Origin of the sequence: Metabacillus sp. FJAT-52054 (genome assembly GCF_037201815.1) — a bacterium.
GTDB classification, from domain to species: Bacteria; Bacillota; Bacilli; order Bacillales; family Bacillaceae; genus Metabacillus_B; species Metabacillus_B sediminis.
Genome location: NZ_CP147407.1, coordinates 3,988,460 through 4,014,477 on the forward strand (window position 1 = coordinate 3,988,460; position 26,018 = coordinate 4,014,477).

21 protein-coding genes and 1 riboswitch are annotated in these 26,018 nt (G+C 44.8%); of the genes, 6 read left to right on the top strand and 15 right to left on the bottom strand.

What is annotated here, in order from left to right; genetic code table 11:
• Window positions 1-54: 54 nt before the first annotated feature.
• A complete protein-coding gene (locus WCV65_RS20525) occupies window positions 55-1,776 on the bottom strand; it encodes an alpha-glycosidase (RefSeq protein ID WP_338779035.1) in 1,722 nt (573 codons plus the stop codon).
• Window positions 1,777-1,848: 72 nt separating this feature from the next.
• Between WCV65_RS20525 and WCV65_RS20530 the strand changes: the two genes are divergently transcribed.
• Both WCV65_RS20530 and WCV65_RS20535 read left to right on the top strand, forming a co-directional pair.
• Window positions 1,849-2,553 carry an AraC family transcriptional regulator gene (locus WCV65_RS20530; RefSeq protein WP_338779037.1) on the top strand — a complete coding sequence of 235 codons (705 nt, stop codon included), beginning with the start codon at window positions 1,849-1,851 and terminating at the stop codon, window positions 2,551-2,553.
• Between the two features lie 182 nt (window positions 2,554-2,735).
• Complete coding sequence (locus WCV65_RS20535) at window positions 2,736-3,671, top strand: aldo/keto reductase (RefSeq protein WP_338779039.1); 936 nt, start codon at window positions 2,736-2,738, stop codon at window positions 3,669-3,671.
• A 330-nt stretch (window positions 3,672-4,001) separates the two neighbouring features.
• On the opposite strand, the gene WCV65_RS20540 is transcribed toward WCV65_RS20535, so the two are convergent.
• Window positions 4,002-4,988 (bottom strand): bile acid:sodium symporter family protein, encoded by a 987-nt coding sequence (locus WCV65_RS20540; protein WP_338779041.1) that lies wholly within the window; start codon window positions 4,986-4,988, stop codon window positions 4,002-4,004.
• A gap of 157 nt (window positions 4,989-5,145) precedes the next feature.
• On the opposite strand from WCV65_RS20540, the gene pepT reads away from it, so the two are divergent.
• Window positions 5,146-6,378 (top strand): peptidase T, encoded by a 1,233-nt coding sequence (gene pepT, locus WCV65_RS20545; protein WP_338779042.1) that lies wholly within the window; start codon window positions 5,146-5,148, stop codon window positions 6,376-6,378.
• Window positions 6,379-6,452: 74 nt separating this feature from the next.
• Here the strand turns inward: pepT and WCV65_RS20550 are convergent, their stop codons facing one another.
• The 4 genes from WCV65_RS20550 to WCV65_RS20565 form a co-directional block, all read right to left on the bottom strand.
• Window positions 6,453-7,166: a DNA alkylation repair protein gene (locus WCV65_RS20550; RefSeq protein ID WP_338779044.1), complete on the bottom strand. Its 714-nt coding sequence runs from the start codon at window positions 7,164-7,166 to the stop codon at window positions 6,453-6,455.
• A gap of 49 nt (window positions 7,167-7,215) precedes the next feature.
• Window positions 7,216-7,959 (bottom strand): alpha/beta hydrolase, encoded by a 744-nt coding sequence (locus WCV65_RS20555; protein WP_338779046.1) that lies wholly within the window; start codon window positions 7,957-7,959, stop codon window positions 7,216-7,218.
• Between the two features lie 69 nt (window positions 7,960-8,028).
• A complete protein-coding gene (locus WCV65_RS20560; RefSeq protein ID WP_338779048.1) occupies window positions 8,029-8,511 on the bottom strand; it encodes a hypothetical protein in 483 nt (160 codons plus the stop codon).
• Between the two features lie 359 nt (window positions 8,512-8,870).
• Window positions 8,871-10,316: a DEAD/DEAH box helicase gene (locus WCV65_RS20565; RefSeq protein WP_338779050.1), complete on the bottom strand. Its 1,446-nt coding sequence runs from the start codon at window positions 10,314-10,316 to the stop codon at window positions 8,871-8,873.
• 133 nt (window positions 10,317-10,449) lie between these two features.
• Here WCV65_RS20565 and WCV65_RS20570 point away from each other — a divergent pair, with 133 nt between their 5' ends.
• Window positions 10,450-11,502 carry a DUF3900 domain-containing protein gene (locus WCV65_RS20570; protein WP_338779052.1) on the top strand — a complete coding sequence of 351 codons (1,053 nt, stop codon included), beginning with the start codon at window positions 10,450-10,452 and terminating at the stop codon, window positions 11,500-11,502.
• Window positions 11,503-11,601: 99 nt separating this feature from the next.
• Here the strand turns inward: WCV65_RS20570 and WCV65_RS20575 are convergent, their stop codons facing one another.
• From WCV65_RS20575 to WCV65_RS20585, 3 genes are all read right to left on the bottom strand, one after another.
• Complete coding sequence (locus tag WCV65_RS20575) at window positions 11,602-13,056, bottom strand: RQC-minor-2 family DNA-binding protein (RefSeq protein WP_338779054.1); 1,455 nt, start codon at window positions 13,054-13,056, stop codon at window positions 11,602-11,604.
• Window positions 13,057-13,166: 110 nt separating this feature from the next.
• Window positions 13,167-14,429 carry a DUF3999 family protein gene (locus WCV65_RS20580; RefSeq protein WP_338779055.1) on the bottom strand — a complete coding sequence of 421 codons (1,263 nt, stop codon included), beginning with the start codon at window positions 14,427-14,429 and terminating at the stop codon, window positions 13,167-13,169.
• The gene (locus tag WCV65_RS20585; RefSeq protein ID WP_338779057.1) at window positions 14,413-16,944 is read right to left on the bottom strand and encodes a DUF2339 domain-containing protein; all 2,532 of its coding nucleotides are present in this window, start codon (window positions 16,942-16,944) and stop codon (window positions 14,413-14,415) included. Before WCV65_RS20585 ends, WCV65_RS20580 begins: the two co-directional genes overlap by 17 nt.
• A gap of 184 nt (window positions 16,945-17,128) precedes the next feature.
• Here WCV65_RS20585 and WCV65_RS20590 point away from each other — a divergent pair, with 184 nt between their 5' ends.
• Window positions 17,129-18,247, top strand: a complete 1,119-nt coding sequence (locus WCV65_RS20590; protein ID WP_338779060.1) for a GGDEF domain-containing protein — start codon at window positions 17,129-17,131, stop codon at window positions 18,245-18,247.
• Between the two features lie 65 nt (window positions 18,248-18,312).
• On the opposite strand, the gene htpG is transcribed toward WCV65_RS20590, so the two are convergent.
• Together htpG and WCV65_RS20600 are read right to left on the bottom strand one after the other, a co-directional pair.
• Window positions 18,313-20,193, bottom strand: a complete 1,881-nt coding sequence (gene htpG, locus WCV65_RS20595) for a molecular chaperone HtpG (RefSeq protein ID WP_338779062.1) — start codon at window positions 20,191-20,193, stop codon at window positions 18,313-18,315.
• A gap of 137 nt (window positions 20,194-20,330) precedes the next feature.
• Window positions 20,331-21,353, bottom strand: a complete 1,023-nt coding sequence (locus WCV65_RS20600) for a YeiH family protein (protein WP_338779063.1) — start codon at window positions 21,351-21,353, stop codon at window positions 20,331-20,333.
• Window positions 21,354-21,465: 112 nt separating this feature from the next.
• On the opposite strand from WCV65_RS20600, the gene WCV65_RS20605 reads away from it, so the two are divergent.
• Window positions 21,466-22,356 (top strand): LysR family transcriptional regulator, encoded by an 891-nt coding sequence (locus WCV65_RS20605; RefSeq protein WP_338779064.1) that lies wholly within the window; start codon window positions 21,466-21,468, stop codon window positions 22,354-22,356.
• A gap of 139 nt (window positions 22,357-22,495) precedes the next feature.
• Here WCV65_RS20605 and WCV65_RS20610 read toward each other — a convergent pair whose 3' ends face one another.
• The 4 genes from WCV65_RS20610 to WCV65_RS20625 all read right to left on the bottom strand — a co-directional run bounded on the left by WCV65_RS20610 (window position 22,496) and on the right by WCV65_RS20625 (window position 26,018).
• Window positions 22,496-22,687 carry a hypothetical protein gene (locus WCV65_RS20610; protein ID WP_123913024.1) on the bottom strand — a complete coding sequence of 64 codons (192 nt, stop codon included), beginning with the start codon at window positions 22,685-22,687 and terminating at the stop codon, window positions 22,496-22,498.
• Between the two features lie 39 nt (window positions 22,688-22,726).
• Window positions 22,727-23,695, bottom strand: coding sequence for a homocysteine S-methyltransferase (gene mmuM, locus WCV65_RS20615; RefSeq protein WP_338779065.1), 969 nt, complete (start codon window positions 23,693-23,695; stop codon window positions 22,727-22,729).
• Window positions 23,670-25,073 (bottom strand): S-methylmethionine permease, encoded by a 1,404-nt coding sequence (mmuP, locus tag WCV65_RS20620; protein WP_338779066.1) that lies wholly within the window; start codon window positions 25,071-25,073, stop codon window positions 23,670-23,672. Before mmuP ends, mmuM begins: the two co-directional genes overlap by 26 nt.
• An 84-nt stretch (window positions 25,074-25,157) precedes the next feature.
• A riboswitch (SAM riboswitch) is annotated at window positions 25,158-25,261 on the bottom strand.
• A gap of 178 nt (window positions 25,262-25,439) precedes the next feature.
• The gene (locus WCV65_RS20625) at window positions 25,440-26,018 is read right to left on the bottom strand and encodes a TetR family transcriptional regulator (protein ID WP_338779067.1); all 579 of its coding nucleotides are present in this window, start codon (window positions 26,016-26,018) and stop codon (window positions 25,440-25,442) included.

Sequence of the window (26,018 nt, forward strand, 5' to 3'; positions counted from 1 at the left end):
CGGGGGTTATTTTAATTATGGCTGGGCTGATTTCCGCTGCAATCAGCTTTTTTTCTATTCAGCTCTAATCCATTTAAATGACATAGGCTCCATTGTCAGAGCATGACCGAAGGCGATTTTTTCACCAGTCATCAGCTCTGTACCTGAAAGAGGGCATGTTAATTTTACTGCCGAATCTCCATTATTAAAAACGGCTGCAACACGTTCATTCTCCCACTTCCGGATCAGCATGAAGACATTTTCTTTTGCATAAAGCGTTCTATAGCTTCCCTGAGTTAGAGCTTTGCTTGATTTACGGATGGAAATCAGCTTTTTAAAAAATTCGAGCAGCTCGTTATTGCGTTCTTTTTCATCCCAAACCATGCAATTCCTTGATTGCGGTTCCTCACCGCCGCTTAAGCCGATTTCGTCTCCGTAATAAATATAAGGAACACCAATGTACGCGAATTGAAAAGCAGCCGCAAGTCTTACCGCTTCTTCCCTCTCCCCGCACTCCGTCAGGAAACGCTTTGTATCGTGACTGCCGACCAGGTTCCACATTTGTCTCGTTACAGGCTCCATATAAATCGTGCGGTTAAAGGTTAAAATGTCGTCAAATTGTTCAGCCGTCATTTCCTGTTTGGCAAAAAAGTCCGCTACTGCGCCTTTAAAAGGATAATTCATAATGCTGTCCATTTGATCTCCCTTTAAAAAGGCACTGGATTCGTGCATGATTTCTCCAATGATAACCGCATCGGGATTGGCAGCTTTGACCGTTTTCCTAAATGCCCGCCAAAATTCATGATCGACCTCATCGCTGACATCCAGTCTCCACCCGTCAATACCTGCTTCCTTTATCCAGAATTCAGCTACCTTCAGCAAGTATTCCCGCACTTCCGGATTTGACGTATTCAGCTTGGGCATTTCCATAATGTTGTCTGCGAATGTATAATAATTAACCTTTTCTTCGCTTACAGGATAGCTGTCTGCAAAATACCAATCTTTATATTTTGATTGCTCCTGATTTTTCAGCAGGTCCTGAAAAGCAAAAAAGTCATTTCCCGTATGATTGAAAACCGCATCAAAAATAACTTTGATTCCTTTTTCATGACACTTCCTGATCAGTTCCTTCGCTGTATCCAGCGTGCCGAACTGCGGATCAATTGAAAAATAGTCGGCTGTGTTGTATTTATGATTGGAGGATGACGGGAAAACAGGTGTCATATAAATCACATTCACCCCTAGTTCTTCAATATAGCCGAGTTTATCCATGATTCCTTGCAGATCTCCGCCGAACATGGAGGAAGCGTTGATTTCCGTTCCCCATTCTTTAGTTCCAGGCGGATTAATAGCTGCATTTCCATTGCAGAAACGATCGGGGAAAATCTGATAGACAATCGCTTCCTTGTGCCACTCTGCCGCCTCATACACATCTGCTTCTGCTATGTACGCATACTGAAAGGCTGTGGCCTCGTTTTGTATCAAATCGCCCTCTCTAAATCCCCTTTCATCATAAAAGACTGAATCGCCACTCTGATCAATCAGCTCAAAATAATAACGATAGCGGTTACGTTTCAATGAAAGGCTTGTTTCATAAAAAGAAAACAGGTCCGTTTCCTCGCTCCTTTCCATCTCTTTTACGAGAAACGAAGAAGTCCAATCATACCGGTCTTTGTAATAAATTTTGCATGTTTTCAAGTCTTGATTTGCTGCTCTAAGCCTTACAGTTAAGGTCTCATTATTTCTTGGATAGGCATATGGCACATCCGGTATATGATAGATTGCATGTTTGTTCAATGAACTCTCTCCTTATTAAACATTTTTTTCTTGCACTTCCATAGAATGGACTATAATAGGAGTAGATCGATCATGATTTCCGAGGTGTATGTGCTAATGCATGAAACGTATCAATCCGATTCCTACCTGTTTACCTTTGACGCCGCGTACCTCATTGAATCAAGGGACAAGCCGAAGATGCTGGAGATTATCACAGCCAAGCACAAAGAAGAAAACGAACAATTTTATCCGGCCTCTGCAAAGAAAATCGACCTCTATATCTGGAATGCCGTCTACACAAGGGAAATCATGAAGCTTGGCGTCACAAAGCACTACCTTCACAGCCTGTACAACCGGTTTTACACTTCCATTCCAAGGCAGCCAAGTCTCTTAGCCCTTCAATCGCTTGAAGCAGAAATGACCTCCGCGTACTTTGACCTGGTGATCTACGACATGGAAGTGACAGAAAGCTTTGTAACCAACAAAATTCTGCCTTACCTGCACATGAACATTGAAAACCATCTTTCCATAAAAAAACTCTCTGAAGAACTTGAGATTTCAGCGGGCTATGCCTCCTCCTGCTTTAAAAAGGAGATGGGCGTCAGCATTATGAAATATGCGAAAAAGATCAAAATTGAACGGGCAAAGATCCTTCTTTCCACTACGAACAAAAGCATTTTCGAAATCAGCATGATCCTCTGCTTCCATGATCAGGGACATTTCAGCAAAACATTTAAATCATTAACCGGCATGTCTCCAACTCAATACCGGAGAAAGCTGCCAGCGTCGCAATCATAATTTTTATTATAAGAAAAATGGATAACCTGATTTGTACATTTATATGATTCTATGTATATAAAAACTGTTAATTTAGTTAAGGCCCTAAAACCGGGGCCTTTTTTTAATAGAATCAGATTGTTTTCATAAGACTCCAAGGCTTGTTATGATGAACGCAGACTAACATGAGGAGTTGAAAAGAATTGACTGAAAGAATAGCGCTAGGAAAATCTGACTTACTTGTTCATCCAATAGGACTCGGCACCAATGCAGTAGGCGGGCATAACCTGTATCCAAACTTGAATGAGGAAACAGGAAAGGAATTGGTACGCACTGCACTTGATTCCGGAATGAATTTCCTCGACACCGCTTTTATCTACGGACCGGAGCGCTCAGAGGAACTGATCGGCGAAGTATTAAAGGAACGCGGAAGCCGTGATGATATCGTAATTGCAACAAAAGGCGCACATAAATTTGTCAATGGCGAAGTAAAACTCGACAACTCCCCCGCTTTTTTGAGAGAGGCCGTTGAAGGCAGTCTAAAAAGGCTGCAGACGGATTATATCGACCTTTACTATATTCACTTTCCTGATGAACAAACGCCGAAGGATGAGGCGGTTGGGGAATTAAAGCGGCTGAGAGATGAAGGGAAAATCAAAGCAATCGGTGTTTCCAATTTTTCAATTGATCAGCTGAAGGAAGCCAACAAAGACGGCTATGTAGATGTCCTTCAGTCCGAATACAATCTATTTCAGCGAGAGGCAGAAAAGGATCTCCTTCCCTACACAGCTGAAAATCAAATTTCATTCATCCCTTACTTCCCGCTCGCATCCGGATTGCTCGCAGGGAAATACTCGAAGGATTCGAAGTTCGACGACATCCGAGCGGAAAATCCTTTATTCAAGGGAGAAGCATTCGAGCGGAATTTGGAAAAGGTGGAAAAACTTCGTGAAATCTCAGAATCCAATCACGCAGACGTGGCTCATGTCGTGCTTGCGTGGTATTTAACCCGTGACTCGATTGACGCTCTCATACCAGGAGCAAAAAGACCGGATCAGGTACTGGACAACCTTAAAACACTGGATGTACAGCTGACGAGAGAAGAAATTGAGCGGATTGACTCGATTTTTCGAGGATAGATATATGTTGTTGAACCCCGGCTTTGTTGGGTAGCCGGGGTTCTTTGTATTGAAGGGAGCGGACTTCTTGGTCTGGTTGTACGGGTGGCGCAACGGCGGTGCGGATTTTGTCGAAAAGTCGATATATCGATTTTTCGGTCGATATATTGAGATTTCGGTCGATATATTAGAATTTCGGTCGATATATTTTTATTTCGGCCGATATATTAGAATTTCGGTCGATATAGTTAATCAGGGGCAGTTTAGTGACCTCCATCGCTATGGGTTCGATAATCGATCTGCAAATTTCAATAATTTATCCTGCCCAGCTTATCGAAATTACCCCTAATTTCACCTAGCTTCTCTCGCATTCACCATTTTCCCCTCCAAACTGGGCTTCCCGTCATTACTCCCCCCAGATTTTCCCGCCCAATAGCTTGCCAGCAGCGGACCTGAGACGTTGTGCCAGAAGCTAAAAATCGCACTCGGCACGGCAGCTACCGGACTAAAATGGCTGATGGCGAGTGAGGCCCCGAGCCCTGAGTTTTGCATGCCGACCTCGAATGTAATGGCTTTTTGAGCTTCGTAGCTGAGTCCCAGCAGCCGCGCTGCCAGAAAACCGAGGCCAAATCCTGCGAGGTTGTGCAGGACCACTACAAGGAGCACGATCCAGCCGGATTCTACTATTAAATCCCGGCTTCCTGCAATGACCGTAGATAAAATTGCGGTGATGGCCACAACGGAAACGAGCGGCATCGCTTTAGTTGCGCCTTCAGCCTGCTTTTTAAAGAAGAACTGGACGAACACACCCAGGATAACCGGTATCAGGATGACGAGCATGACATCAGCGAACATTTTGCCTGCATCGACCTTAATCCAGGAACTGGCAAGGAGATAGATAATAGCCGGTGTCAAAAGAGGGGCAAGCAAGGTTGAAACGGCGGCTACCGCCACCGCTAGGGCCGTGTCTCCCTTTGCTAAAAAGGTCATCACGTTGGATGCGCTCCCGCTCGGACAGCATCCTACCAAAATGACTCCTACCGCAAGCTCAGGCGGCAGTTCAAAAAGTAAAACAAGCACGTATGCGAGTCCCGGCATAATGACGTAGTGTGCAGCGATCCCTGCTAATACACTTTTCGGCTTTCTCCCAACTTCCTTGAAATCATTCATCGATAATGTCATTCCCATTCCAAACATAACAACTCCCAGCAAAATCGATACGTAAGGCTTGATCCATAAAAATCCCTGCGGAGCGGTAAAGCTAATCACGCCGAATAAGAGAATCCAAATAATGAATGTCTTCCCTGCAATGTCACTAATTTTGTTTAATCCATTCATTTGATCCTCTCCCTTGTCAGATAATGTTCCGATTATAACGCTGCCGCATTAAACTTTCAATAGATTCTGACAATTAAGAGTATTCCGTCCCGTTATAGGAATCTGCCCATGAATGGTGGTAAAATAGGTATATGAATGATAGAGGGGGCTTCCAGCTATGAAGCAGGAATTAATTAACCGGTTTGTATCGTATGTAAAAGTAGAAACACAATCCAATGAAGAAAGCGAGACGTGCCCATCCACACCAGGCCAGCTCGTCCTTGCCAGGATGCTGACGGAGGAACTAAGAAAAATCGGCATGGAAGACGTTACGATGGATGAAAACGGGTACGTAATGGCTACACTGCCTTCTAATACACAAAAGGATGTTCCGGTCATCGGTTTCCTTGCGCACGTCGACACAGCTACGGATTTCACCGGAACAGATGTAAAACCCCAAATCCGCGAAAACTATGATGGAGAAGATCTTCTTTTAAACAAGGATTTAAGCATTGTTCTTTCCCCATCTGATTTTCCGAACCTGAAGAATTACATAGGCCATACCTTAATTACCACGGACGGCACAACACTTCTTGGTGCTGACAATAAAGCAGGTGTTGCAGAAATCATGACGGCAATGGATTATTTAATTCAGCACCCGGAAATCAAACATGGAAAAATTCGCGTTGCCTTTACTCCTGATGAAGAAATCGGCCGCGGACCTCACCGTTTTGATGTGGAAGCCTTTGGCGCTTCTTTTGCTTATACGGTGGATGGAGGTCCTCTTGGAGAATTAGAGTATGAAAGCTTTAATGCGGCAGGCGCAAAGATTACCATCAAAGGGAAAAACGTTCATCCTGGTACAGCGAAAAACAAAATGATTCACTCTGCTAAAATAGCCATGGAATTCAACAGCATGCTTCCGTCAGAAGAAGCGCCTGAATCAACCGAAGGGTATGAAGGCTTCTTCCACCTTACCTCTATGACGGGAGATGTGGAGGAATCGAAACTGAGCTACATCATCCGTGATCATGATAAAAACAAGTTTGCTAACCGAAAGGTCTTCATGGAACAGATTGTTGCCGATTTCCAGAAAAAATACGGGGAAGACTGTATCCATCTTGAAATGAACGACCAGTACTACAACATGCGCGAGAAAATTGAGCCGGTTAAAGAAATCGTCGACATTGCCTATGACGCCATGAAAAGCCTTGAAATCGAGCCACTCGTATCCCCGATCCGCGGCGGAACAGACGGCTCCCAGCTTTCCTACATGGGACTGCCTACACCAAATATCTTCACCGGGGGCGAGAACTTCCACGGAAGATATGAATTTGCATCTGTTGATCATATGCTGAAATCGGTTCAAGTTATTGCTAAGATTGCTGAGCTGTTTGAAGAACGGGCATAGTAAAAATGACCAATCCGCTTTCATGGATTGGTCTCTTTTTTCATTATCATTGATTCATGCTATGATGCCGTTTTTCAGCATATACACGTCTTCCGCTTCTTCCCAATCGAATCCCGCTGTTCCATTTTTTCAATATAAGCTTCTGCCAGCGGGACTTTGCAAGCCGTGTTTCCAACATTCACATGGACCTTTCCAATTGCCGCAGCCACTCGTTTTGCTTCTTCATGAAGGGGCAGGCAGTAGCCGCCGACCGAAATAACAAAGCCGTTCATGACATAACGGACGCGGTTCCGTTCTTGATGAATCCCTGTTTCCACTTGATGGAGCAGCTCTTTGACCTCTTCGTAATCAATGGATTCATCCGGAGCGATCGAAAGAAAATTGGAATATGTACTCCACCCAGCGCAAGCTGTCATTTCCTGCTCTGACCCGATCCATTCGCGGGCAAGCTCAAGTGCATACGGAGACTCCGCTGCCACCTGCGCCACCGTATATTCACTAAGCATGTACCAGTACGCTCCCTGCGCCCATTTATGCAGCTGGTCCTTTGTCATGAGCTTTGGATTGACGGAAAGGCCTGCTAAGTACATCGCATCGCTGTTCCCTGAATCATACAGTTTTAGAGCCAGCTCCTGATCCTTTTTCACTTTTTTCACTAAATGCTTTTTTATGTCGCCTACTTTTACTCCATAAAAGGGCTCCTGTGCTCCATGGTTGAAAAAGGTCTTCTTTGTCTGCTCTGATCCGAGCTCTTCCAGTTTTTCCATGACTTCCTGATACGTTGCCATTCAATCACCTTCCGCATGCGTTCTTTCTTTTTCCATTCTGCGCTATGTATTAAATCTCCTGTTTTCCCTGCAAAAATTCGGCATACATCCTTCTAAAGGCAAAAGGACGGAACATATTGGCCGCATGCCCGGTATGGGGAATTTCTTTATAGAAAGCATGCGGAATCACCTCATCCAAGTCTGTAATACTGGATTTAAACAGGTTATCATGGTCCCCCATAATCCATAAAACCGGAACATCCACTTGTTTCAGGTCTGCTTTTAAATCGTAATCGAGTCTGTGTTCAATGGCTTTTTTCAGCACATCCTCGTGTAATTCCAATCCGTATTTATAATAAAGTCTGGTGGAGATCAGGGCGTAAGGATCCACGACTCCGCTTTTTGGAAACAAGTCTTTGGAATAGCGCCTGAGCCAATCAGGGTAATCACTGTAGCGGTTGTCACGGAAATGCTGAAGGACAAGCTTGAGCGGGGAATCTGAGTTATAATGGCCGCCGATATAGCAAAGGCTTGACACCTTCTCTTTATACCAGCTTGCAAAGATTGTGCTTGGATAACAGCCGTAGCTGATGGAGCAGAGGTGTGCTTTTTCAATTCCCTCCCTTTCATACAGCTCCTCCAGCTGTGCAACCAGCCCATCAAGAGAAAAATCTGTTATTTCGCCGCGGTCCTCGCCGTGGCCAAGCAAATCGTAGGCATATGTATTATACTTGTGGCTAAAATAGTCCATTTGTTTTTTGAACGCTCTTCTTGAACCCGTCAAACCATGGATAAAAACGATGTTTTCCTTCATAGGCCCTCCAGTTGAAGATAGTTGGTACGTTTAGAATAGCATAAAAAACCTCATCTTCGTGATGAGGTTTTAGTTCTTAGGCTCTTCCACTTTTAGATCATTCTCTTTCCCGTAAGCTTCTAAATCTTTACGAAAGGATTCCATTTTACTGTAGTTTTTACTGATTAAATCACTTGCCATGTTAAACATTTCATCACTCTGCTGATCAATGGAATCTGCGACCATTTTATATCCTTCGATTTGCTGGTTAATCACATTCGTGTAGCGTTTATGCAATTTTTGCAGCTCATCATCTGTAATGGTTATACTGTCTGCTTCTTCAGCAATTTTCGTGTATGCCGGGATGACGCTGTTATTAATGGCATCTGCAATCTTTTGCTCATCATTCGTATTCGCAGCTTCTTCATATTTCTTCATTGCGCTCTCTTCCATTTTTCCAAGCTTTGGAAGCTGTTCGTTGGCATATGTGAGAAGCTCCTCTTGAAGAGGGCTCGAACAGGCAGCCAGAAAAATCATGAAAATCAAAGATAAAATACCAAACGTTTTCTTCATTTAGACGTCTCCTTAAACGATCATTTTTTATTCATTAGTTCTTTTACCACAGACACAAGGTCCTAAAACTTTATTTTTACATAATTGGTAAAATATTAAAAACTCTTTACTGAATCTGGCTATTGATTTCCGCTACAGGCGATCGCTTTCCTCGGGGCGGGCTGTGAGCCTCCTCTGCGCTTTGCGCCTGCGGGGTCTCACATGTCCCGCTGCTCCCGCAGGAGTCTCTCGCCTTCCGCTCCAATCAAACAGGTGTAAAATTTTTTAACGGCTTAAACATAGTCAAGAAACAGAGTGAGGAGTCAGTAAATGGAGTTCATAAAAAAAAGACTCACCTAAAGGCAAGTCTCTTTTACTGTTTATTTATTTGCTACATGAACCTTAAGCTGTTTCCCTTTAATCGTAGTATTTTTCATCAACTTCAGGACGAGCGGGCCTTTTCCGTTTAGAATTTCCACGTAAGAAACATTTTCCTGAATCGTAATGATGCCAATGTCAGCTGCTGTTACGCCTTCAAGCTTGGCGATCGTTCCGACGAAGTCGACGGCTCGGATTTTCTTTTTCTTCCCGCCGTTAAAGTAGAGCTTCATGATGCCCTTGTTCAGTTCCTCGCTTTTATCTTTTTTCAGCTCTGGTTCTTCTTCCATTTTCTCGTCAAATGCATGCTGAGCTTCTTTGACCTGTTCTCTTTCAGGAGGATCGAGCTGCTGGATCTCAAATCCGATGTATTCCTGGATGTCTGCAAGGAACCGGTCTTCAAATGGTGTTGCAAATGTGATCGCTTTTCCGGAACGTCCGGCACGGCCTGTCCGGCCTGCACGATGAACATAGCTCTCCTTTTCAAGCGGCAAATCATAATTGATCACATGCGTGATGTTTTCAATATCAATTCCCCTTGCTGCTACATCAGTCGCAACGAGATATCGGAATTCGCCTCTTTTAAACTCGTTCATTACCGCAAAGCGATCCTCCTGAACCATCCCGCCATGGATTTTATCCACTGTGTAGCCAAGTCTGTCGAGAAGTTCGAAAAGCTCATCCACTTGATCCTTCGTCCGGCAGAAGATCATACAGCTGTCCGGATTTTCCGTTACCGTTACGTCTCTTAGCAGACGGAATTTATTCTCTTCGCTCACAATATAAAGAGAATGCTGGATTTGGCTTGCTGCCTGTTCTGGCGACGCAATTTCGATATCAAGCGGATTCTTCATATAGCGGTGGCAAAGACTTTCCACGTCCTTTGGAAGAGTAGCAGAAAAAAGCATCGTCGTACGGTTTTCCGGCAATTCCTGAATGATGGCTTCGACCTGTTCAATGAAGCCCATATTCAGCATTTCATCCGCCTCATCAATGACAAAATACTTGAGCTGATCCAGCTGAAGCGTGCCTTTTTGAATATGGTCAAGCACCCTTCCCGGTGTGCCCACAACCATATGGCTTTTTTGCTTCAGTTCTGATTTTTGGCGGTCAAATGGCGATTTGCCGTAAACCGCTGTTGCTTTAATCCGTTTAAAGCGGCCGATGTTTGTGATGTCTTCTTTAACCTGTGCCGCAAGTTCCCGTGTTGGAGTCAATATGAGTGCCTGCGGTTTATTTTCTTCCCAATCGACTAATTCACAAAGCGGAATCGCAAAGGCTGCTGTCTTTCCGCTTCCTGTCCGGGATTTAACGGCTATATCTTTCCCTTCAAGCGCTGGCGGAATGACACTCGCCTGAACGTTTGTCGGCGATTTATATCCAAGGCTGTCCAAAGCTCGTAAAATATCCTCGTTTAATGCAAAATCTTTGAAGCTGTTTGTACTCAAAAGCGTAAGCCCCTTTTCGTTATTTGTCCTCTGTCTATTATACGGTGCAGCGGCCCATTTTAACAGCTTCGCTAAATTGACGGACCGGCTCGTGTTTTTTATACTGAAAGAATTGAAAGCGGGGGCTGATAAAATGGATTTTACCATGAGGTTTTTATCCTTTTACGTGATACAGGCAGAGGATCAGGATTCAAAGCGGTTCAAGCACTATCAAACACTTGATCAGGAGGAGTTTGAAGCGAGTGCTTTGAAGGATTTTCTTGATGGCGAGCTGAAAAGAATCGTAAAGAGGAAGGCAGAAAAGCATCCGCCATCCGAGCAGGTGCCGACTAAGATCGGCTATTTTGCTGTGGAGCCGGGCTACGATCTCGATTCTAATCCGAACTACAATATGCTTCACCGGATTCGTTTCGCTGAAACAAAAGAGGCTTTTGATGAGGGAAGCGAGCAGCTCGTCCGCACCTATTTGGATACGAGCGCGGTCCGCGGAGGGGCGTTTTTAGTTGCCTCAGCCGTACCGAGAAAATACTTTGATGACTCCTTTGTTTTCATTATGAAATGCGATTTCGAACCAAAAGTCGCCTCCATTGCAGATGAAAAAGCATTAATTCAAAAGGTCGAGATGGCCATCACAACAAAAAACATGAAGTCCATCCAATACCCATACATGCCCGAAGAAGGAATGACAGAGGAATCTGAGCTGAAAATCCATCAGGCATCGCACGCACGGTACTTTGAAGACTTTTTGAAATATGTAGAGTACGGCGAATCCATGCCGGAAATTATGAAAACCCAAGTCATGACGATGGTACAGGAGCACGTCCTGGAAACATACGAAGAAAACAGCCAGGAACGGCAGCAGTTTGAACATGATATGGAGATCTGGGAAGCCAGTGAAAAACGGGAAATTCAGGAGCGGCTCGATACCCATCAGGTAATCGAAGCGGCCGCGCAAATTGTCGAGCATACACCGGAAGCACAGCTGAAGATGAAGCTCGGGGAAACCGAGGTGAAAGGAATGCTTGCTGAATTTGGGGACTCGATTCATCTAGCGAAAATAAATGGGCGGTACGTTTTGTTAGTTGAAGCAGAAACGATATCGTTTGAAAAGGGATTTTCCCCGATCGAGTTTCATAAGCCTGAGGGGCTGCATGAGGTGATTGAGCGAATTGCGGGGAAAGAATAAAATAAGCCTCAGCGGTGAATATCTTCAAACTACACTTAGAGGAATTGGATGAGTCCAATTCCTCTTTTTATTTTTCTATTCAACTATGAGATAATCCGCTTATTTCAGAGCCTCATACCCCTTCATGCGTTTCTCAATCCAGCCTTCCTTCTCAAGCTTCTTAAAGCCCTTCTGGATATCTTTCTCTTCCCATCTTCCAAGACTGCCGTATAACGGTGTTTGATCGAGCTCCTGTGCTCTGATTTGATAGGAGGTCCTGCCTTTGAGAAGCTGGGCGATTAAGTGGAGCGGTTTATCCTTCAGTGTACCGTCTAATTCATTCAGAATGGCAAAAACCTGTTCAAAGGATAGGGACTGGTTTTTAACTTGTATACATACATCTTCAGGCTGAAAAGGCTCGGTTTCCATTGCTTCTTTTAATCCCTGGTGCAGAGCTTCAAGTTTTGCTTTTGCCTCATCCACTGTTTGCTTGCGAATCTCTTTAAGCATGGATATGGCTGGAAGCCTAAAGCCCGCTAGCCAGATCAACTCGGAAGATGCTCTTTCAGCTGGAATGTCTGCTTGAGAAAGCTCCTCCGCAAAGCCCAGAAACGGTTCCTTCACAATGTCCGGCTGAACGGGATAGCGGGTCAGCTCCTTTTTCATTTGCAGGATTTCAGGCAAACTGGCAAGCTCCTTTTTCCATTGAGCTACATTTCCTAAATCATTTAGAATGGTTTCATTCTTTAAAGCAATTTCGTTAAACTGCCTCTCAATTGTTGAAATTCGCTTTACCGCTTTTTCCATATCCGGCTCTTCTTCAAGCTCCACTTTGGAATGTTTCACATGAAACATCCGCTTTGTTTTGCACTCATCACATGTTTGAGTGATAACTTCGTTCAGCGAATCAAATGACAGCTGCTTTTCGTGGCCACATTGCTCTGGAAGTTCCCGGTAAGGTCTCATAACAATTTCTACACGGTGTCTCCAAAATGCCACATCTTCGGGTGGTGTCAGGAGAGAAAGCAGGGAGGAACGGTTCATCTTTTCCACCGCTTGAACCACCTCCCGTTTTGCTCTCGCAAGCTGGACAAATGGATGGAGCTCATAGCTCTGTTCAATGATGTTCTCCCACTCACTCTTGCTTTTTAATGAAATTGCAGCGCAAAACAGATAATCTCTCACGACCATCTGAATGTGTGCAGAAAGGGCCGTTTTGGTCATCTCCGTAAAATCCTTTGTATAAAAAGCTTCCGTTATCTGAGGAATGCCGTGTCCCGCTGAAAAATCATTCCACAAAAAAGATTCCGGTTTCATGAGATGCGGATGAATTTGCTCCTGCCTGTTTGAAAAAACCGGAAAGAATGCTCCCTTTTCAAGCTGGAGAAAGCTCTGGATCCTTTCCCTTTCGTCTATTGAAAGGCTAAGCTCGTCCAGGCATTCCTGAATACGATTGAGCAAAGCCCGCTCCGTCTTATGACCGGCAGACCGGACTTCTTTATTTTTCTTGCCGAGCGGAAGCACAGCAAGGGATGGGTACGGATCAAAATATTGGGCGTGCAATTGAAGACTCATGGCCATTCCTGCTTTCCGTTGTTGTTTAATGACCATTATAACGAGGAACGGAGGTGATTTAAAATCTTAAGGTGCCATTCAAAAAAGCCAGCCCGCACCCGGACCGGCTTCTACTTTTTCACATTTGTCATCTTCTGCAAAATAAAAACGATCAGCAGGATTGAAGTGAGACCGATGATGATGTTGAATACCCATTCTGTTTGAAACCAGTAAACCTTTTTTTCCTTTGGCTCTGCCGCTTTAGGACGTTGGAGTGCAGAGCCGAGCACCGCTTCGCTGACGGTTTCTTTTTCAATAAAGCGTTGAAATTCTTCGATATCGTATTGGGGAATTTCTGCCTCCTCGTTGCCGTACAGAAGCTGGTACGTACCCCCGCTGCTTTTTTCGAATACGATTTGGTCAATAGCATATTCCTGGGTGATTTCCTTAATGCCAAGCGGTGCGTTATCTTCATTGCTGATTTTTATGACGATTTTCTCAGCAGCGGAAGGTACTTGAAAGGTCAGGCCGGTATTCTGAATGCGGGTATTTTTGAAATTGGCACTATAGAGTTCTGCTTCTCCGCTTAAAGAGATCGGACTGCCAGAGCCATCCTCTATTTCCACTGTCCGGCGGAAGTTCCCCTCTGCTTTCAGCGACACCTTGGCGGTTTTGAGTCTTTGCTTGTTTTCAATCGTGACGATGGTTTGCTTTCCCTTTTCAACAGCCGTAAATTCCGGTGTTTTCTTTTCGGAAAATTCCTTGAAGCTTTCTGTTGTTTCGCTGTGAATAAGCGATAAGCCCGGCAAAACGATTTTTTCGGTGTTGCCGATTACTTTGATCCGATAATAGCTGAACTTCATTGCCATTCCAAGGTCTATCGTATCGTTTTTCACTTCGCCTGTATTGTAGAGGGTGTCCTCCTTTACGGGCTCCCACTTAAGACCATCGTAGCTACCCAGCACTTCTACTTTCTTTAGAAAAGGCTGGTCAGGGAGATCTGCCTTCAAGGTCTCCCCTAGAATATCTGTGTTTTTTTCTTCTTGAATGATTTTGAAATCATAGAGTGTATTTCCGTTTTCCTCTCTTCCGGGAAGGGCCTCCGACGAATAGACGGTTTCCTGTTCGGATGAGCTTCCGTAGCCGTTCTTCAAATAGTACGGAACGGTCTGTCCTTTCTCATTTATGATGCGCACATCCCCTAAGTCCTCACGTGCTCCGGAATACACCTCCTCATCCAAAAACAAGGACTGGTAGTTGCCTTCCTTCTGAATTTCTATGTTTTTCGCAAACTTCCAATTTATTAAATTCGATTCTGCTTTGACGGATGGAGGGCTGCTGCTTATAAAAAGAGCAGCAGCCAAAAGAATCATTGGTTTATTCAGCCGAAACATGCTGCTGTGCCTCCTGCCGGCTTGATACTTTTTGATACATGTAAGAGATGGCAAGCAGGGCTATTCCAAAGCAGAAATACGCTATGATTTTGCTTCCCTCCGTTAAAAACGCAAGGTCGTAAAGAATCAGTTTCCCCGTAGAGAGCAGTGTAATGCCAAGGCCAATCCGGCGAATGTAGACGTACTGCTTTTTGAATCCGTAGAAAATATAGCCGATTGCGACGGCAAGGAAAATCGTGCTGATCAGGACCCCCACGTCTCCCAGACGGAATTGCACATAAAGGAAGGACGCTAAAATTCCAAGCAAATAAACAGATAGAATGGTCGGATAAAGCTCTACATTTTTGTATTGCTTCCGGATATAGGCCAGCAGCATATCTCTTCCAGTGAAGAAAATTAAAAAGTTGAATCCAATTAAAAGCACGAGAGCTAGATATTCAATGAACGTATTCTGCGCCAATTCCGCCTTCAGGACCGGAGTGCTTACTGTTAGAGCAAGCCCGATTAGACAGCCGATTGCATGCAGAACCAGTCCGAAATAGCCGACATACCTGTCATACAGCAGAGTGATTTTCGGAAGCGCATAGGCAAGACCCACCGTGATAAACGCCACCATCATGAGCAAGTAGAATCTGTATTGCTCAAAATCAGCCGGAACTTGTTCCTGGTACAAACTAATTGATTCATAAAGAAGATAAATCCATGCATTCACCAATGCGGTGTACTTCAGCCCCTCCACGATCTGTCTGAATGAACGGAATGGGGCAGCAAAACCAGGCTGCTTCTTTTGCTGCAGCAAGTAATAGACCGGAACGAAAAGCAGGCCCACTGTAATAGCGGTGTACTTCACATCAAAGAAATACTCAAAGCCCGCTCTTTTACCTGCGGCTTCAATGAAGAATCCGAACAGGCACAATGCGTAGATGACCCAGCCTGCCTGCTGCAGGGTTTTGTGCTTGGATGAATAGCCGTAAATCATGAGAATAAGCGCTTCAGCGAGCCAGCCGATGGATACCCATTCCAAGCCGAACTGGAAGGGAATGACCAGAATAGCAAACGTAAGAGATGTGCCGTAGAAGAGCAGCATCGTTTGCGTTTCCTTGACCAATTTCTTTTCGGCAAAACGGCCGAGACCGAAATACACGAGACAGAAGATAACCGCTAAAAGACCCCGGAACTGATTCCAGTCCAGCTCACTAAAAAGGTCGTAAATCACAACACAGCTAATAAAGGTGTTAAATCCAAGCAGGATGACATCCAGTATTTTGAGCGAGAGCTTGTGCTTAAACGGAAAGCTGAGTGTGACTCCAAGATAAAGAAGGAACGTGAAAACCGAATAGCCCAGATCAGCAAGCGGATTACCTGAGAGGATAATGAGCAGAATCATGGTCGGCATATTCAGTAAGAAGCTGATGTAATGGACAATATTCCACTGCCTCTGAAACGAAATCCAGAGGATAAAAAGATTCAGTAAAAGCACATAGCCCATTGCTGCATAAACAGCATTTCCTTCCATCCCAAACGCAATAATAAAGGAATACAGCGGAATGTATCCCCCGATAAGACCAAATGTACATACAGTTCTCGAATGATAGCGGAGCGAAAGCAGAACCGCTGATACCGTCACGAGAACGGATAGAAGAAGGGCGACGGTCGTGCCAATAATATCCAGCAGGAAGTAACTGAAAAAGATTGATCCGTAAAGAACAGCAATTCCCCCGCCAATCAAACCGAGGGCAAACGTTTTTTGCTGTTTTCGGTAAAGCCATTCCCCGCCTGCCAGCATAAGCCCGCCAAGAAGGAAAAAGGTTGCTCCCTTGAAGTAGTCGTTAAACCAAGTGGCATACGTATATCTGAATGCCGCACCGACTCCAAGAATAATCAGCAAAATCCCAATCCGGTTAATCCAGCTCAAACCGATTTTCATTTCCACCTGATTTTGCTTCATTCGTTTTTGCATCATGTCTTCTGTCAGTTCTTCGGCTGCCAGTTTTTCATATTGCGCCGCTATTCCTTGTGCGGCCTCTTTTTCCTTTTGGTTCAAGAGCTCTTTATGCTGCCTGATCCGCTCCTCTACCTTCATTGAAAACTGCTGAAGTTCGGACAGGATTTCGTGTTGATCCTCCCCCAGGTTTTTGGAAGCCTGCAGCTTTAATTGGTCAATATTTCGTTTTACCTGCTGCTCAAGCTCCTGCAGCCGGTTTTCACGGGAGTTGGTTCCTTTCCCGAAATATGTATGGAGCTTTTCACGGGAGATTTTAAGAATGCTGAGCTTTTCATCCAGCATTTGCTCCTGAAGAGCAACCCGGAGCTTGCTGTTTTCATCTGTTACTTCCCGATTTTTCTTTTTTAATTCATGGACCTGCTTTTCATATGCTTTGTTATCGTGATGGAGACGCTCATTTTCCTGTATAAAGTCCTGAGCTTCATACTCTCTCACAATCTCGTTAAATTCATTTGCCAGCTGAGCCTGGGCTTCTTTTGCCTGCCTCAGCCTGCCTTTTAATTCGTCCATATTATGCCCCCTGAATGACATTTGTTTTACAATTTATTAGCACCATTGCACTATATACCCTTATTTTTACATCAATACTATATAAATACAAAATAATATTTTAAACTCTCACTATATGTAGACATACAAAAGAATAAATAGGATAATTGAACTAGTTAATAATCCCCAAAGGAGGGCTGCTGCCATGATCCGAGACTTAACCACCCATACAGCGATTTTAACTTCCTTTTTATTTATTGCAGGACAGATTTTCAGGAGATACCCCACCGACTTAAATATGTACACAAAGGCTTTGACGGGGATTGTTGCAGGAGTTCTTGGTTCGATCCTGATGATTGTATATTCCATTCCTGTTGGAGATTACGCCCAGATCGATTTGCGGTTTTTCGCCATCGTATTAGCTACCTGGTATGGCGGGGCAATGGCTTCGATTCTTACTGCTATCATTGTTGGCAGCTCCGGAATTTTTTTCTTCGAGTGGAGCGCTTTTTCAATCACGTCCTGTCTCACAATGATTCTCATATCTTTATTCTGTATCTTCTTATCACGGACTAGACTTTCCTCTCTTAAGAAGTCTATAGCAATGAATGTAACAGCGATTGTGGTTGTTATGTTTTCCTTTCACCTTCAAATGGAAGACCGGGATGTATTAAAGCAAATTTATATCGCCATTTTAGCAGCAGGGCTCCCATCCGGATTTTTCCTATCATTCGTAGCTGACTATATTAAAAAATCCAACATTCAATTCCATAATCTTAAGAGCATTTCATCAAAAGACTTTTTAACAGGAATCAATAACGTACGGCGATTTGATGAATTGATGAATGCCAATGTAAAAAAAGCACGAAAAACCGGAAAACACCTTTCCATCCTGATTATCGATATAGACCATTTCAAAATGGTGAATGACACTTACGGCCATCCGGCAGGAGATGCGGTGCTAAAGCAACTGGCGAGGATTCTCGAACGAAACGCACGAAATAAAGAAGAGGTTTCACGGAATGGCGGAGAAGAATTCAGTGTTCTCTTATATGATTGTTCTTTAGAAAAAGCAGGAAAAATGGCAGAGGCCATCCGGCAAGCAATTGAATCAGAAGATTTTATTCTGCCAGACAGTACCGGCATTATGCTGACCTCATCAATTGGGGTCGCTTGTTATCCGGAAAACGTCAATCGTCCGGAGCTTCTCTTTGAAACGGCCGACCGCGGACTATATGCAGCAAAGAGGTCTGGAAGAAACCGAGTGGGCTATGCTGCTGAAGAAGCGGCGGAGCGAAAAACGGAGACAGGACCGTGCATCTAGAACAGTAGAGAGATACCGAAGAAAAAAGCAGGCTGCCTAGTTTTCACCGGCAGCCTGCTCTATTATCACACCATAATTTTGCAAATGTCGTTCGTAAACTCAACCGGATCCTGAATCGGCAGGCCTTCAATGAGAAGGGCCTGGTTGTAAATCAAGCCAGTATATAAAGCAAGCTTTGCTTCATCCTTTTCGAAAGAGTCTTTCAGTGAACGGAAGACCTCGTGATTCGGGTTGATTTCAAGGATTTTGTCCGCCTGGATATTCTGGTTATCCGGCATCGCTTTTAGGATTTTTTCCATTTCGATGGAGATCTCCCCATCAGCTGTCAAGCATACCGGGTGGGACTTCAGACGCTTGGACACGCGTACATCCTTTACCTTGCCTGCAAGAAGCTCTTTCATGCGGCCGAACAATTCTTTGTTTTCCGCGTCTTCTGTTTGGGCTTCTTTTTCTGATTCTGCATCTTCAATTCCAAGATCGCCGCTTGAGATGGATTTGAATTCCTTCTCTTTATAGGACATCAGCATGCGGATCGCGAATTCGTCCACTTCGTCTGTGAAGTAAAGAATTTCGTAGCCTTTATCCGCCACCAGTTCCGCTTGAGGAAGCTTTTCAATGCGCTCGTGGTTTTCACCGGAAGCGTAGTAGATGTACTTTTGATCCTCAGGCATTCTGGATACATAGTCAGCAAGCCTGACAAGCTTCTTCTCCTTGGAGGAATGGAACATAAGCAGGTCTTGAAGATCTTCCTTGTTCGCTCCAAAGTCACTGTATACGCCATATTTCAGCTGTCTGCCGAATGAAGCGTAAAATTTCTCGTACTTCTCGCGGTCTTCCTTCAGCATGCTTTGAAGCTGGCTCTTAATTTTATTTTTAATGTTTTTCGCAATCAGCTTAAGCTGACGGTCATGCTGGAGCATTTCACGCGAAATATTAAGAGACAGGTCCTCTGAATCGACCATCCCTTTAACGAAACTGAAGTAGTCGGGCAGAAGATCCGAGCATTTTTCCATAATCAGGACGCCGTTGGAATATAGCTCAAGACCCTTTTCAAATTCCTTTGAATAGTAGTCGTAAGGTGTTTGCTCCGGAATGAAGAGAATGGCATTGTATCTTACAGCTCCGTCAACGCTGATGTGAACATGTTTGAGAGGCTTATCGAATCCGTAGCGTTTCTCTGCATAGAAGTTCTCGTAATCTTCGTTTGTCAGCTCTGCTTTGTTCTTCCTCCAGATCGGCACCATGCTGTTGACAATCTGCTCTCCAAAAATCTCTTCATACTCGTCCTCGCTGCCCTCTTTCAGCTTGCTTTCCGTCGAATCCATTTTGATCGGGTAGCGGATAAAGTCGGAGTATTTTTTGATAATGGACTTAAGGCGGAACTCGTCCAAATACTCATCATAGCTCTCGTCTTCTGTGTTTTCTTTGATGGTCAGAACAATCTCTGTACCTACTGAATCCTTTTCCGCGGTTTCAATTGTATACCCATCGGCCCCATCAGACTTCCATAGATAGGCTTCCTCGCTGCCGATCGGCTTTGTCAGAACGGTTACCGTGTCTGCCACCATGAAGGCTGAGTAGAAGCCGACACCGAACTGTCCGATGATATCATGGCCGTCTTTTGATTCATTTTCCGTTTTAAACGCAAGAGAACCGCTCTTTGCGATAATCCCAAGGTTGTTCTCAAGCTCTTCCTTCGTCATTCCGATTCCCGTGTCTGAGATCTTTAATGTGCGGCTTTCCTTATCTGCCGTTACTTTTATGTAGTAGCCTTCTTTATTAAACGTTAATGTATCGTCTGTAAGGGCTCTGTAATAGATTTTGTCAATCGCATCACTGGAATTGGAAATCAGCTCGCGGAGGAAAATCTCTTTTTGAGAGTAAATGGAGTTAATCATCATTTCTAACAGTCTTTTGGACTCTGCCTGGAATTGCTTCTTTTCCATAAAAAAATCTCCCTTCTTTCACCTAATATTGTAAACACCTGCTCTATCAGTTTATAAAAATAGCACTCTATCATCAAGAGTGCTAATCAATATTTTTTCATTTCCCTTAAAAACCTTTCTTAAAACTGGAACTGTTTTCAGCTGAAAAGTTTCACAAGCATATATCCAAGTACCGATAAAAGGATGGATCCAAGCAGGGCCGCTATAAAAGTCTTCAATCCTAAAGTGCGGAACGTCTTCACGTCCACATTCATTCCAAGACCCGCCATCGCCATCGCAATCAAAAGGTAAGAAAGGTCCACCATGTTTTTGGCTGCTGCTTCAGGAACCACCCCAAGCGTATTCAGTCCGCTCATCGCAAGGAATCCGAAAATGAACCAGGGAACGATGGATAAGGATCCCTTATAACTACCCGAACGCGGCTTGCCTTTTTGCATAATCAGCCCAATGACAATGGAAGCCGGTACTAATAACGCGACCCTTGTAAGCTTTGCAAGGACCGCACTGTCGATCGCCTGGCCGCCGCCGGCAGCTGCAGCCGCGACGGCATGTGCGACCTCGTGAAGTGTAGAACCGCTAAAAACCCCATATTCAGCCGGGCTGAGATTGAGCAGAGAGTAAAACAGGGTGTAAATTAGTGTGAAAAGAGTCCCGAGCACTGCGATTACGGCTGCACTGATTGCCGTCTCATCGTCGTTTGCTTTAAGCTGCGGGGAAATTGCCGCTATTGCTGCAGCACCGCAAATCGCCGTTCCGCAGGCAGTAAGCAGGCCCAGCTTTTTATCTACGCCAAGCCATTGTGTCAGCCAGTATACAACAAAGAGAGCGAATACGACGTGAATAACGGAGATCGCAAGCACATTCCATCCGGCACTGTACAGATCCGCTAAATTCAGCCTCATACCAAGCAGAATAATGCCGGCCCTTAGCAGCTTTTTGCTTGAAAAAGATACACCTGGGATTAAGTCTTCCTTTACACCGAACACCGCTCTCCATGCCATACCGAGCATTAAAGCGATAACCAACTGTCCCAAAATGGAGAGGAAAGGCAAGACTGATAGATACTTGGCTGCGGCTGCCAAAAACAGCGTCACTCCGATTCCTTTTATCCACCCCAAATTTATATTTTGTTTGATTGGTCTTATCGTTGTTTCCTCCATGATTGCCACTTCCTTATGTTGTTCCTTACACTTTACTGGAAGCTGAACTATTAGTAAAATACATATAAATGATTATATTTATTAGTTTTTATAATAGATAAGGCGGGATGATATGTATTATGATGCACTGAAAACCTTTGTTACACTTGCAGAAGTAAAGAATTTCACGAAAACAGCTGAGCTGCTTCACATTTCACAGCCAAGTGTAAGCCTTCATATAAAAAATCTGGAAAAGGAGTTTCAAACGAAACTCTTTGTCCGGTCGCCAAAATCGTTAAAAATTACTCCGACCGGCGAAATTCTTTACAGCCGTGCCAAACAAATGATCAACATGTATGACCAAACGAAACAGGATATTCTCGAGCACCACCATGATATAAAAGGCAAGCTGACGATTGGTGCGAGCTTCACGATTGGAGAATACATTCTTCCCGCCTTCCTTGTCGAGTTCCAAGCAAAATATCCGAACCTGGATCTTGAGATCATCATCGGCAATACGGAGGAGATTGTTCAATCCGTCCGTTTATTTAAAGTCGACATCGGCCTCATTGAAGGGCAGACCAATGAAAAAGAACTGACCGTTGAGCCCTTCCTCGAGGATGAACTGTTTGTCGTAGCTTCCAACAAACATAAGCTGGCTGGAAAAAGAGAAACCGGCATCGCAGACCTTCACAGTCAATCGTGGGTCACAAGAGAAGTAGGCTCAGGTACACGGGAATACTTGGAGCACGTGATTCGCTCCAACGGATTAAAGGTTCAATCTCTCCTGACCATCAGCAGCAATCAGGGAATAAAAGAGACGATCATAAGCGGAATGGAATCCCTTTCTCTGCTCTCCTATCATGTGATCGAGAGAGATCTCCGGAACAAGGTACTCTCCATTATTCCGTTAAAGGATCACACCTTTAAACGGAAGCTTTCGATGGTGTACTCGCCTGCCATGGAAAGCAAGATGAACGTGGAAGCCTTTATCGAGACGTTGAGGAAGCGATGGAAAAAATAGATTGGACGGGTAAAATCGTGCCGAAGATTTAGGGATTGGTTTTCGATCATGCATCCTTGAACAAGCAACCAGATGAATCAATAATGCAGTTCTCTCTTTGTAAAACATTTGATGAGTAAAAAATCACAAAAAAATTGACCTACCCTTTAGGCAGGTCAAGTGCTTGGTAGGCTAACTGATACTTTCCGCCTTCCGCCACTTCTGAATGATAAAGTGCTTTGAGGGCGAAATTTTTCTCCAGGTCATGTTCTTCCATCATTTCTTTTAAGCGGTGCTGCAGTTCTTTGTTGTCTTTTACCAGCTGTTTCATTTGGCCTTTGAAGTATTTCACTGGACATAACTCCTTCGGGAATTGGATTCTCCAAGTATATCATGCCCGCTCCAGTCCTTTCTCAGCTGCCCGCCACTTTTCCGAAAGTCTTTCAATATGCTGCGGACCTGTGCGGCAGCATCCGCCTATCAGCCGGGCCCCGGCACGGTACCAGTCGTCGGATTCATGATCCAGTTCATGGTCGGACTCATGCCCATGCCACGTTTTGGTAGCGGCATCGTATGCTTCTCCTGAGTTCGGATAGACAATTACCGGTTTTTCGGTCCGGGCGCTGAGTCTTTTAACGGATTCCGCAACAAGAGATGCCGGGGCACAATTGATTCCGATCGAGGCAATCTGGCTGTTTCCATCCAATAGGTCTGCACATTTCTCAAGCGGAGTGCCGTCACTGATCTGCGCATCATTTTTCAAGGAAAAAGACAGCCAGGCATAAGCTTCCGGGAATTCTTTTACGAGCGAGGCTAAAACTCTCGCTTCCTGAAGAGAAGGAATCGTTTCAATGGCCAGCACATCCACACCCGCTTCTATTAAGGCTGCCATTCTAGGACGATGAAATGCAGCCAGCACTTCATCTGTCACACCATAGTTTCCTCTATACTCTGATCCATCAGCAAGATAGGCTCCATAAGGGCCAATCGATGCTGCAACAAGCGGTTTAGGACGGTTCGCCTGCTCATTCCCCTCCCAAAAATCGTCTCTTGCCTTCTTAGCGAGCTGCACCGTCTTTTTGATAAGATCCAGTGCCACCGCTTCTTCCATTCCCCGCTTTGAAAATCCATCGACCGTTGCCTGGTAGCTTGCCGTAATTGCGCAGTCAGCTCCAGCACGGAAATAATCTGTATGAACCTGATAAATCAATTCAGGATTTTCGAGCAGCACCTTTGCCGACCACAGGGGATCATCTAAGTGACAGCCATGGCGCTCGAGCTCTGTAGCAAGAGCGCCATCAAGAATCATGACGGGATAGGCAGCTAAAATCTCTTCAATTGGATTGAGTTTTTTCGGCATAAACTTCGCCCCTCTTCTTCATAGTCTGGGTTACATAGTAGCTTCCGTAGCAAAACAGGATAAAGGGAATGCCGCAATAAAGGGCAATCCTCTGTGTCGGATCAAAGGCGATTCCGATCAGTGACGCGAGACAAAGGACGAAAGATGCAATCGGCACGAATGGATAAAACGGTGTCCGGTATCCCAAGTCCTCTACCGATTTCCCCTGCCTGATATATTGCCTTCTAAAGAAAAACTGAGACGCGCTGATGCTCATCCAAACTGCCACGACAGCAAGACCAGAAATTGAAACAAGGACGATGTAGACCGTGTCCGGTGCAATGACACTTGACAGCAGGGCCAAGCCGCCTCCGGCCATACTGAGAAGAAGCGCATTTAACGGCACGCCGCGCTTCGTTACTTTTGCAAAAACAGGGGAGATCGTTTTCTTATCCGCGAGGGACCAGAGCATTCTGGACGCCGCATACAAACCAGAGTTGGCGGCGGATAAAATGGCGGTCAGGATAACAAAATTCATCACATCCGCAGCATAAGGAATTCCGATTCTCTCGAAAACCGCCACAAACGGGCTTTTCAGCACACCGGCATCCGAGGAAGGCAGCAGCGCAGACAGGACAACAATCGTTCCAACGAAAAAAATAATCAATCGCCACACCGTTGTCCGAATCGCCTTAGGTATGGTTTTTTCCGGATTCGCCGTTTCTCCGGCAGCGATGCCGATCAGTTCTGTCCCCGAATAGGCAAAATTCACAGCAAGCATCGTCATCAGAACGGCAAACGCTCCATTCGGGAACAAGCCTTCATTTGTGAAGTTTGACAGAAAAGGCGCAGGTTCAGAATCAGCCAGAGGAAGAATCCCGATAACGGCAGCTCCACCCAAGATGATGAAGATTACGATGGCTGCCACCTTCACAGAAGAAAACCAGAACTCTGATTCTGCAAAAAATTTAACGGTCACAGCATTTAATACAAGGATCAAAACCGCAAACAGCGCACTCCAGATCCAAACATTAACGGATGGAAACCACCGCTGCATCAGCAGTCCGGCCGCCGTAAACTCCGATCCGAGTGCAACCGTCCACGTCAGCCAGTACAGCCAGGCAACCGTGTACCCTGTTGCAGGCCCAATGTATTTAGCAGCGTAGCTGTGAAAAGCCCCTGTTTCAGGCATATGTACCGATAGCTCTCCCAGACAAAGCATAACAAGGTAAACGACCACCGCACCGACAAGGTAGGAAAGCAGTGTGCCTAATGGCCCTGCTTGCTGAATGGTGTAGCCTGTACTCAGGAATAATCCGGTCCCAATTACACCTCCGAGTGAAAGCATAATAAGATGTCTTGATTGCATTTTCCGCTGAAATCCAGTCTCTCTCTCCATCTTGACTCTCCTTTGTTCCACACCCAGAAAAATGAAAAACGCACCCTTTTCGCAAAGAGTGCGTGACTGACAAATAAAAGAACAAGCTTATCTATCAGGCTATTCACCCGCTGGAATTAGCACAGTGTCTGTACAGACCTGCTGCTGAGGCTTCAAAGGGCCAGTCCCTCCACCTCTCTGGATAAGAAATTATTTTTTTATAACACTATCAATCTATCAGAAAATTGTCAACATTTCTTCAAAAATAGGTACGAACGGGGAACAGATTGCCTTTTTAGATTCTTTTCAAAAACTCCAACTTCAATTTCGTCGCACCAAACCTGTACGATAAAAGCCGGTCTTCCTTCCCCAGGAAAACCGGCTTTCTTATTTTATAATTCCGGAAAGAATCAAATCCCAAACCATTCTAAATTCCGCATCTATATCCGGGGAGGCCCATTCTTTTGCGTGTGCCGGATGATGAAATTTAGCTGTAGCGATGAAGATGCCTTTAGCAGCTGTCTCAGGATCAGCGGATTTGAACTCGCCATTTGCCATTCCTTCTTTAACAATCGGAATGATCTGGCCAACCAATTCACTAATATGAGCGGTTATCACATCTACTGACTCTTCAGCTAGAGAAGTGTACATGCTAAACAGCTCAGGATCTTCCTTTACGAGTGAGTGCTTAATGCCAATCAATGTTTCCACCCACAAAAGGAGCCGTTCCGTTGATGAGCATTCTTTCTTGAAAACTTTCTTCAGGGGCTGAATGATGCTGTGGAGCCACCTCTCAGCCACCGCTTCCCTCAGCGAAGCTTTGCTTGGATAATGGCGGTATATCGTTCCGTGGCTAATATTCAAGGCCCGGGCTACATCTACCACGCTTGTTTTCTCTGGTCCAAAACGGCGCAGCACTTGTTCCGCCGCATCCAGGATTTCTTCTTTTGTTAATTGCTCTGCCAT

Excerpts from the sequence above, each read along its gene's own strand:
- WCV65_RS20530 (WP_338779037.1), top strand. The coding sequence starts at position 1,849 with ATGATTTCCGAGGTGTATGTGCTAATGCATGAAACGTATCAATCCGAT.
- WCV65_RS20540 (WP_338779041.1), bottom strand. The coding sequence starts at position 4,988 with ATGAATGGATTAAACAAAATTAGTGACATTGCAGGGAAGACATTCATT.
- pepT (WP_338779042.1), top strand. The coding sequence starts at position 5,146 with ATGAAGCAGGAATTAATTAACCGGTTTGTATCGTATGTAAAAGTAGAA.
- WCV65_RS20550 (WP_338779044.1), bottom strand. The coding sequence starts at position 7,166 with ATGGCAACGTATCAGGAAGTCATGGAAAAACTGGAAGAGCTCGGATCA.
- WCV65_RS20555 (WP_338779046.1), bottom strand. The coding sequence starts at position 7,959 with ATGAAGGAAAACATCGTTTTTATCCATGGTTTGACGGGTTCAAGAAGA.
- WCV65_RS20560 (WP_338779048.1), bottom strand. The coding sequence starts at position 8,511 with ATGAAGAAAACGTTTGGTATTTTATCTTTGATTTTCATGATTTTTCTG.
- WCV65_RS20570 (WP_338779052.1), top strand. The coding sequence starts at position 10,450 with ATGGATTTTACCATGAGGTTTTTATCCTTTTACGTGATACAGGCAGAG.
- WCV65_RS20575 (WP_338779054.1), bottom strand. The coding sequence starts at position 13,056 with ATGAGTCTTCAATTGCACGCCCAATATTTTGATCCGTACCCATCCCTT.
- WCV65_RS20580 (WP_338779055.1), bottom strand. The coding sequence starts at position 14,429 with ATGTTTCGGCTGAATAAACCAATGATTCTTTTGGCTGCTGCTCTTTTT.
- WCV65_RS20585 (WP_338779057.1), bottom strand. The coding sequence starts at position 16,944 with ATGGACGAATTAAAAGGCAGGCTGAGGCAGGCAAAAGAAGCCCAGGCT.
- WCV65_RS20590 (WP_338779060.1), top strand. The coding sequence starts at position 17,129 with ATGATCCGAGACTTAACCACCCATACAGCGATTTTAACTTCCTTTTTA.
- htpG (WP_338779062.1), bottom strand. The coding sequence starts at position 20,193 with ATGGAAAAGAAGCAATTCCAGGCAGAGTCCAAAAGACTGTTAGAAATG.
- WCV65_RS20600 (WP_338779063.1), bottom strand. The coding sequence starts at position 21,353 with ATGGAGGAAACAACGATAAGACCAATCAAACAAAATATAAATTTGGGG.
- WCV65_RS20605 (WP_338779064.1), top strand. The coding sequence starts at position 21,466 with ATGTATTATGATGCACTGAAAACCTTTGTTACACTTGCAGAAGTAAAG.
- mmuM (WP_338779065.1), bottom strand. The coding sequence starts at position 23,695 with ATGCCGAAAAAACTCAATCCAATTGAAGAGATTTTAGCTGCCTATCCC.
- mmuP (WP_338779066.1), bottom strand. The coding sequence starts at position 25,073 with ATGGAGAGAGAGACTGGATTTCAGCGGAAAATGCAATCAAGACATCTT.
- WCV65_RS20625 (WP_338779067.1), bottom strand. The coding sequence starts at position 26,018 with ATGGCAGAGCAATTAACAAAAGAAGAAATCCTGGATGCGGCGGAACAA.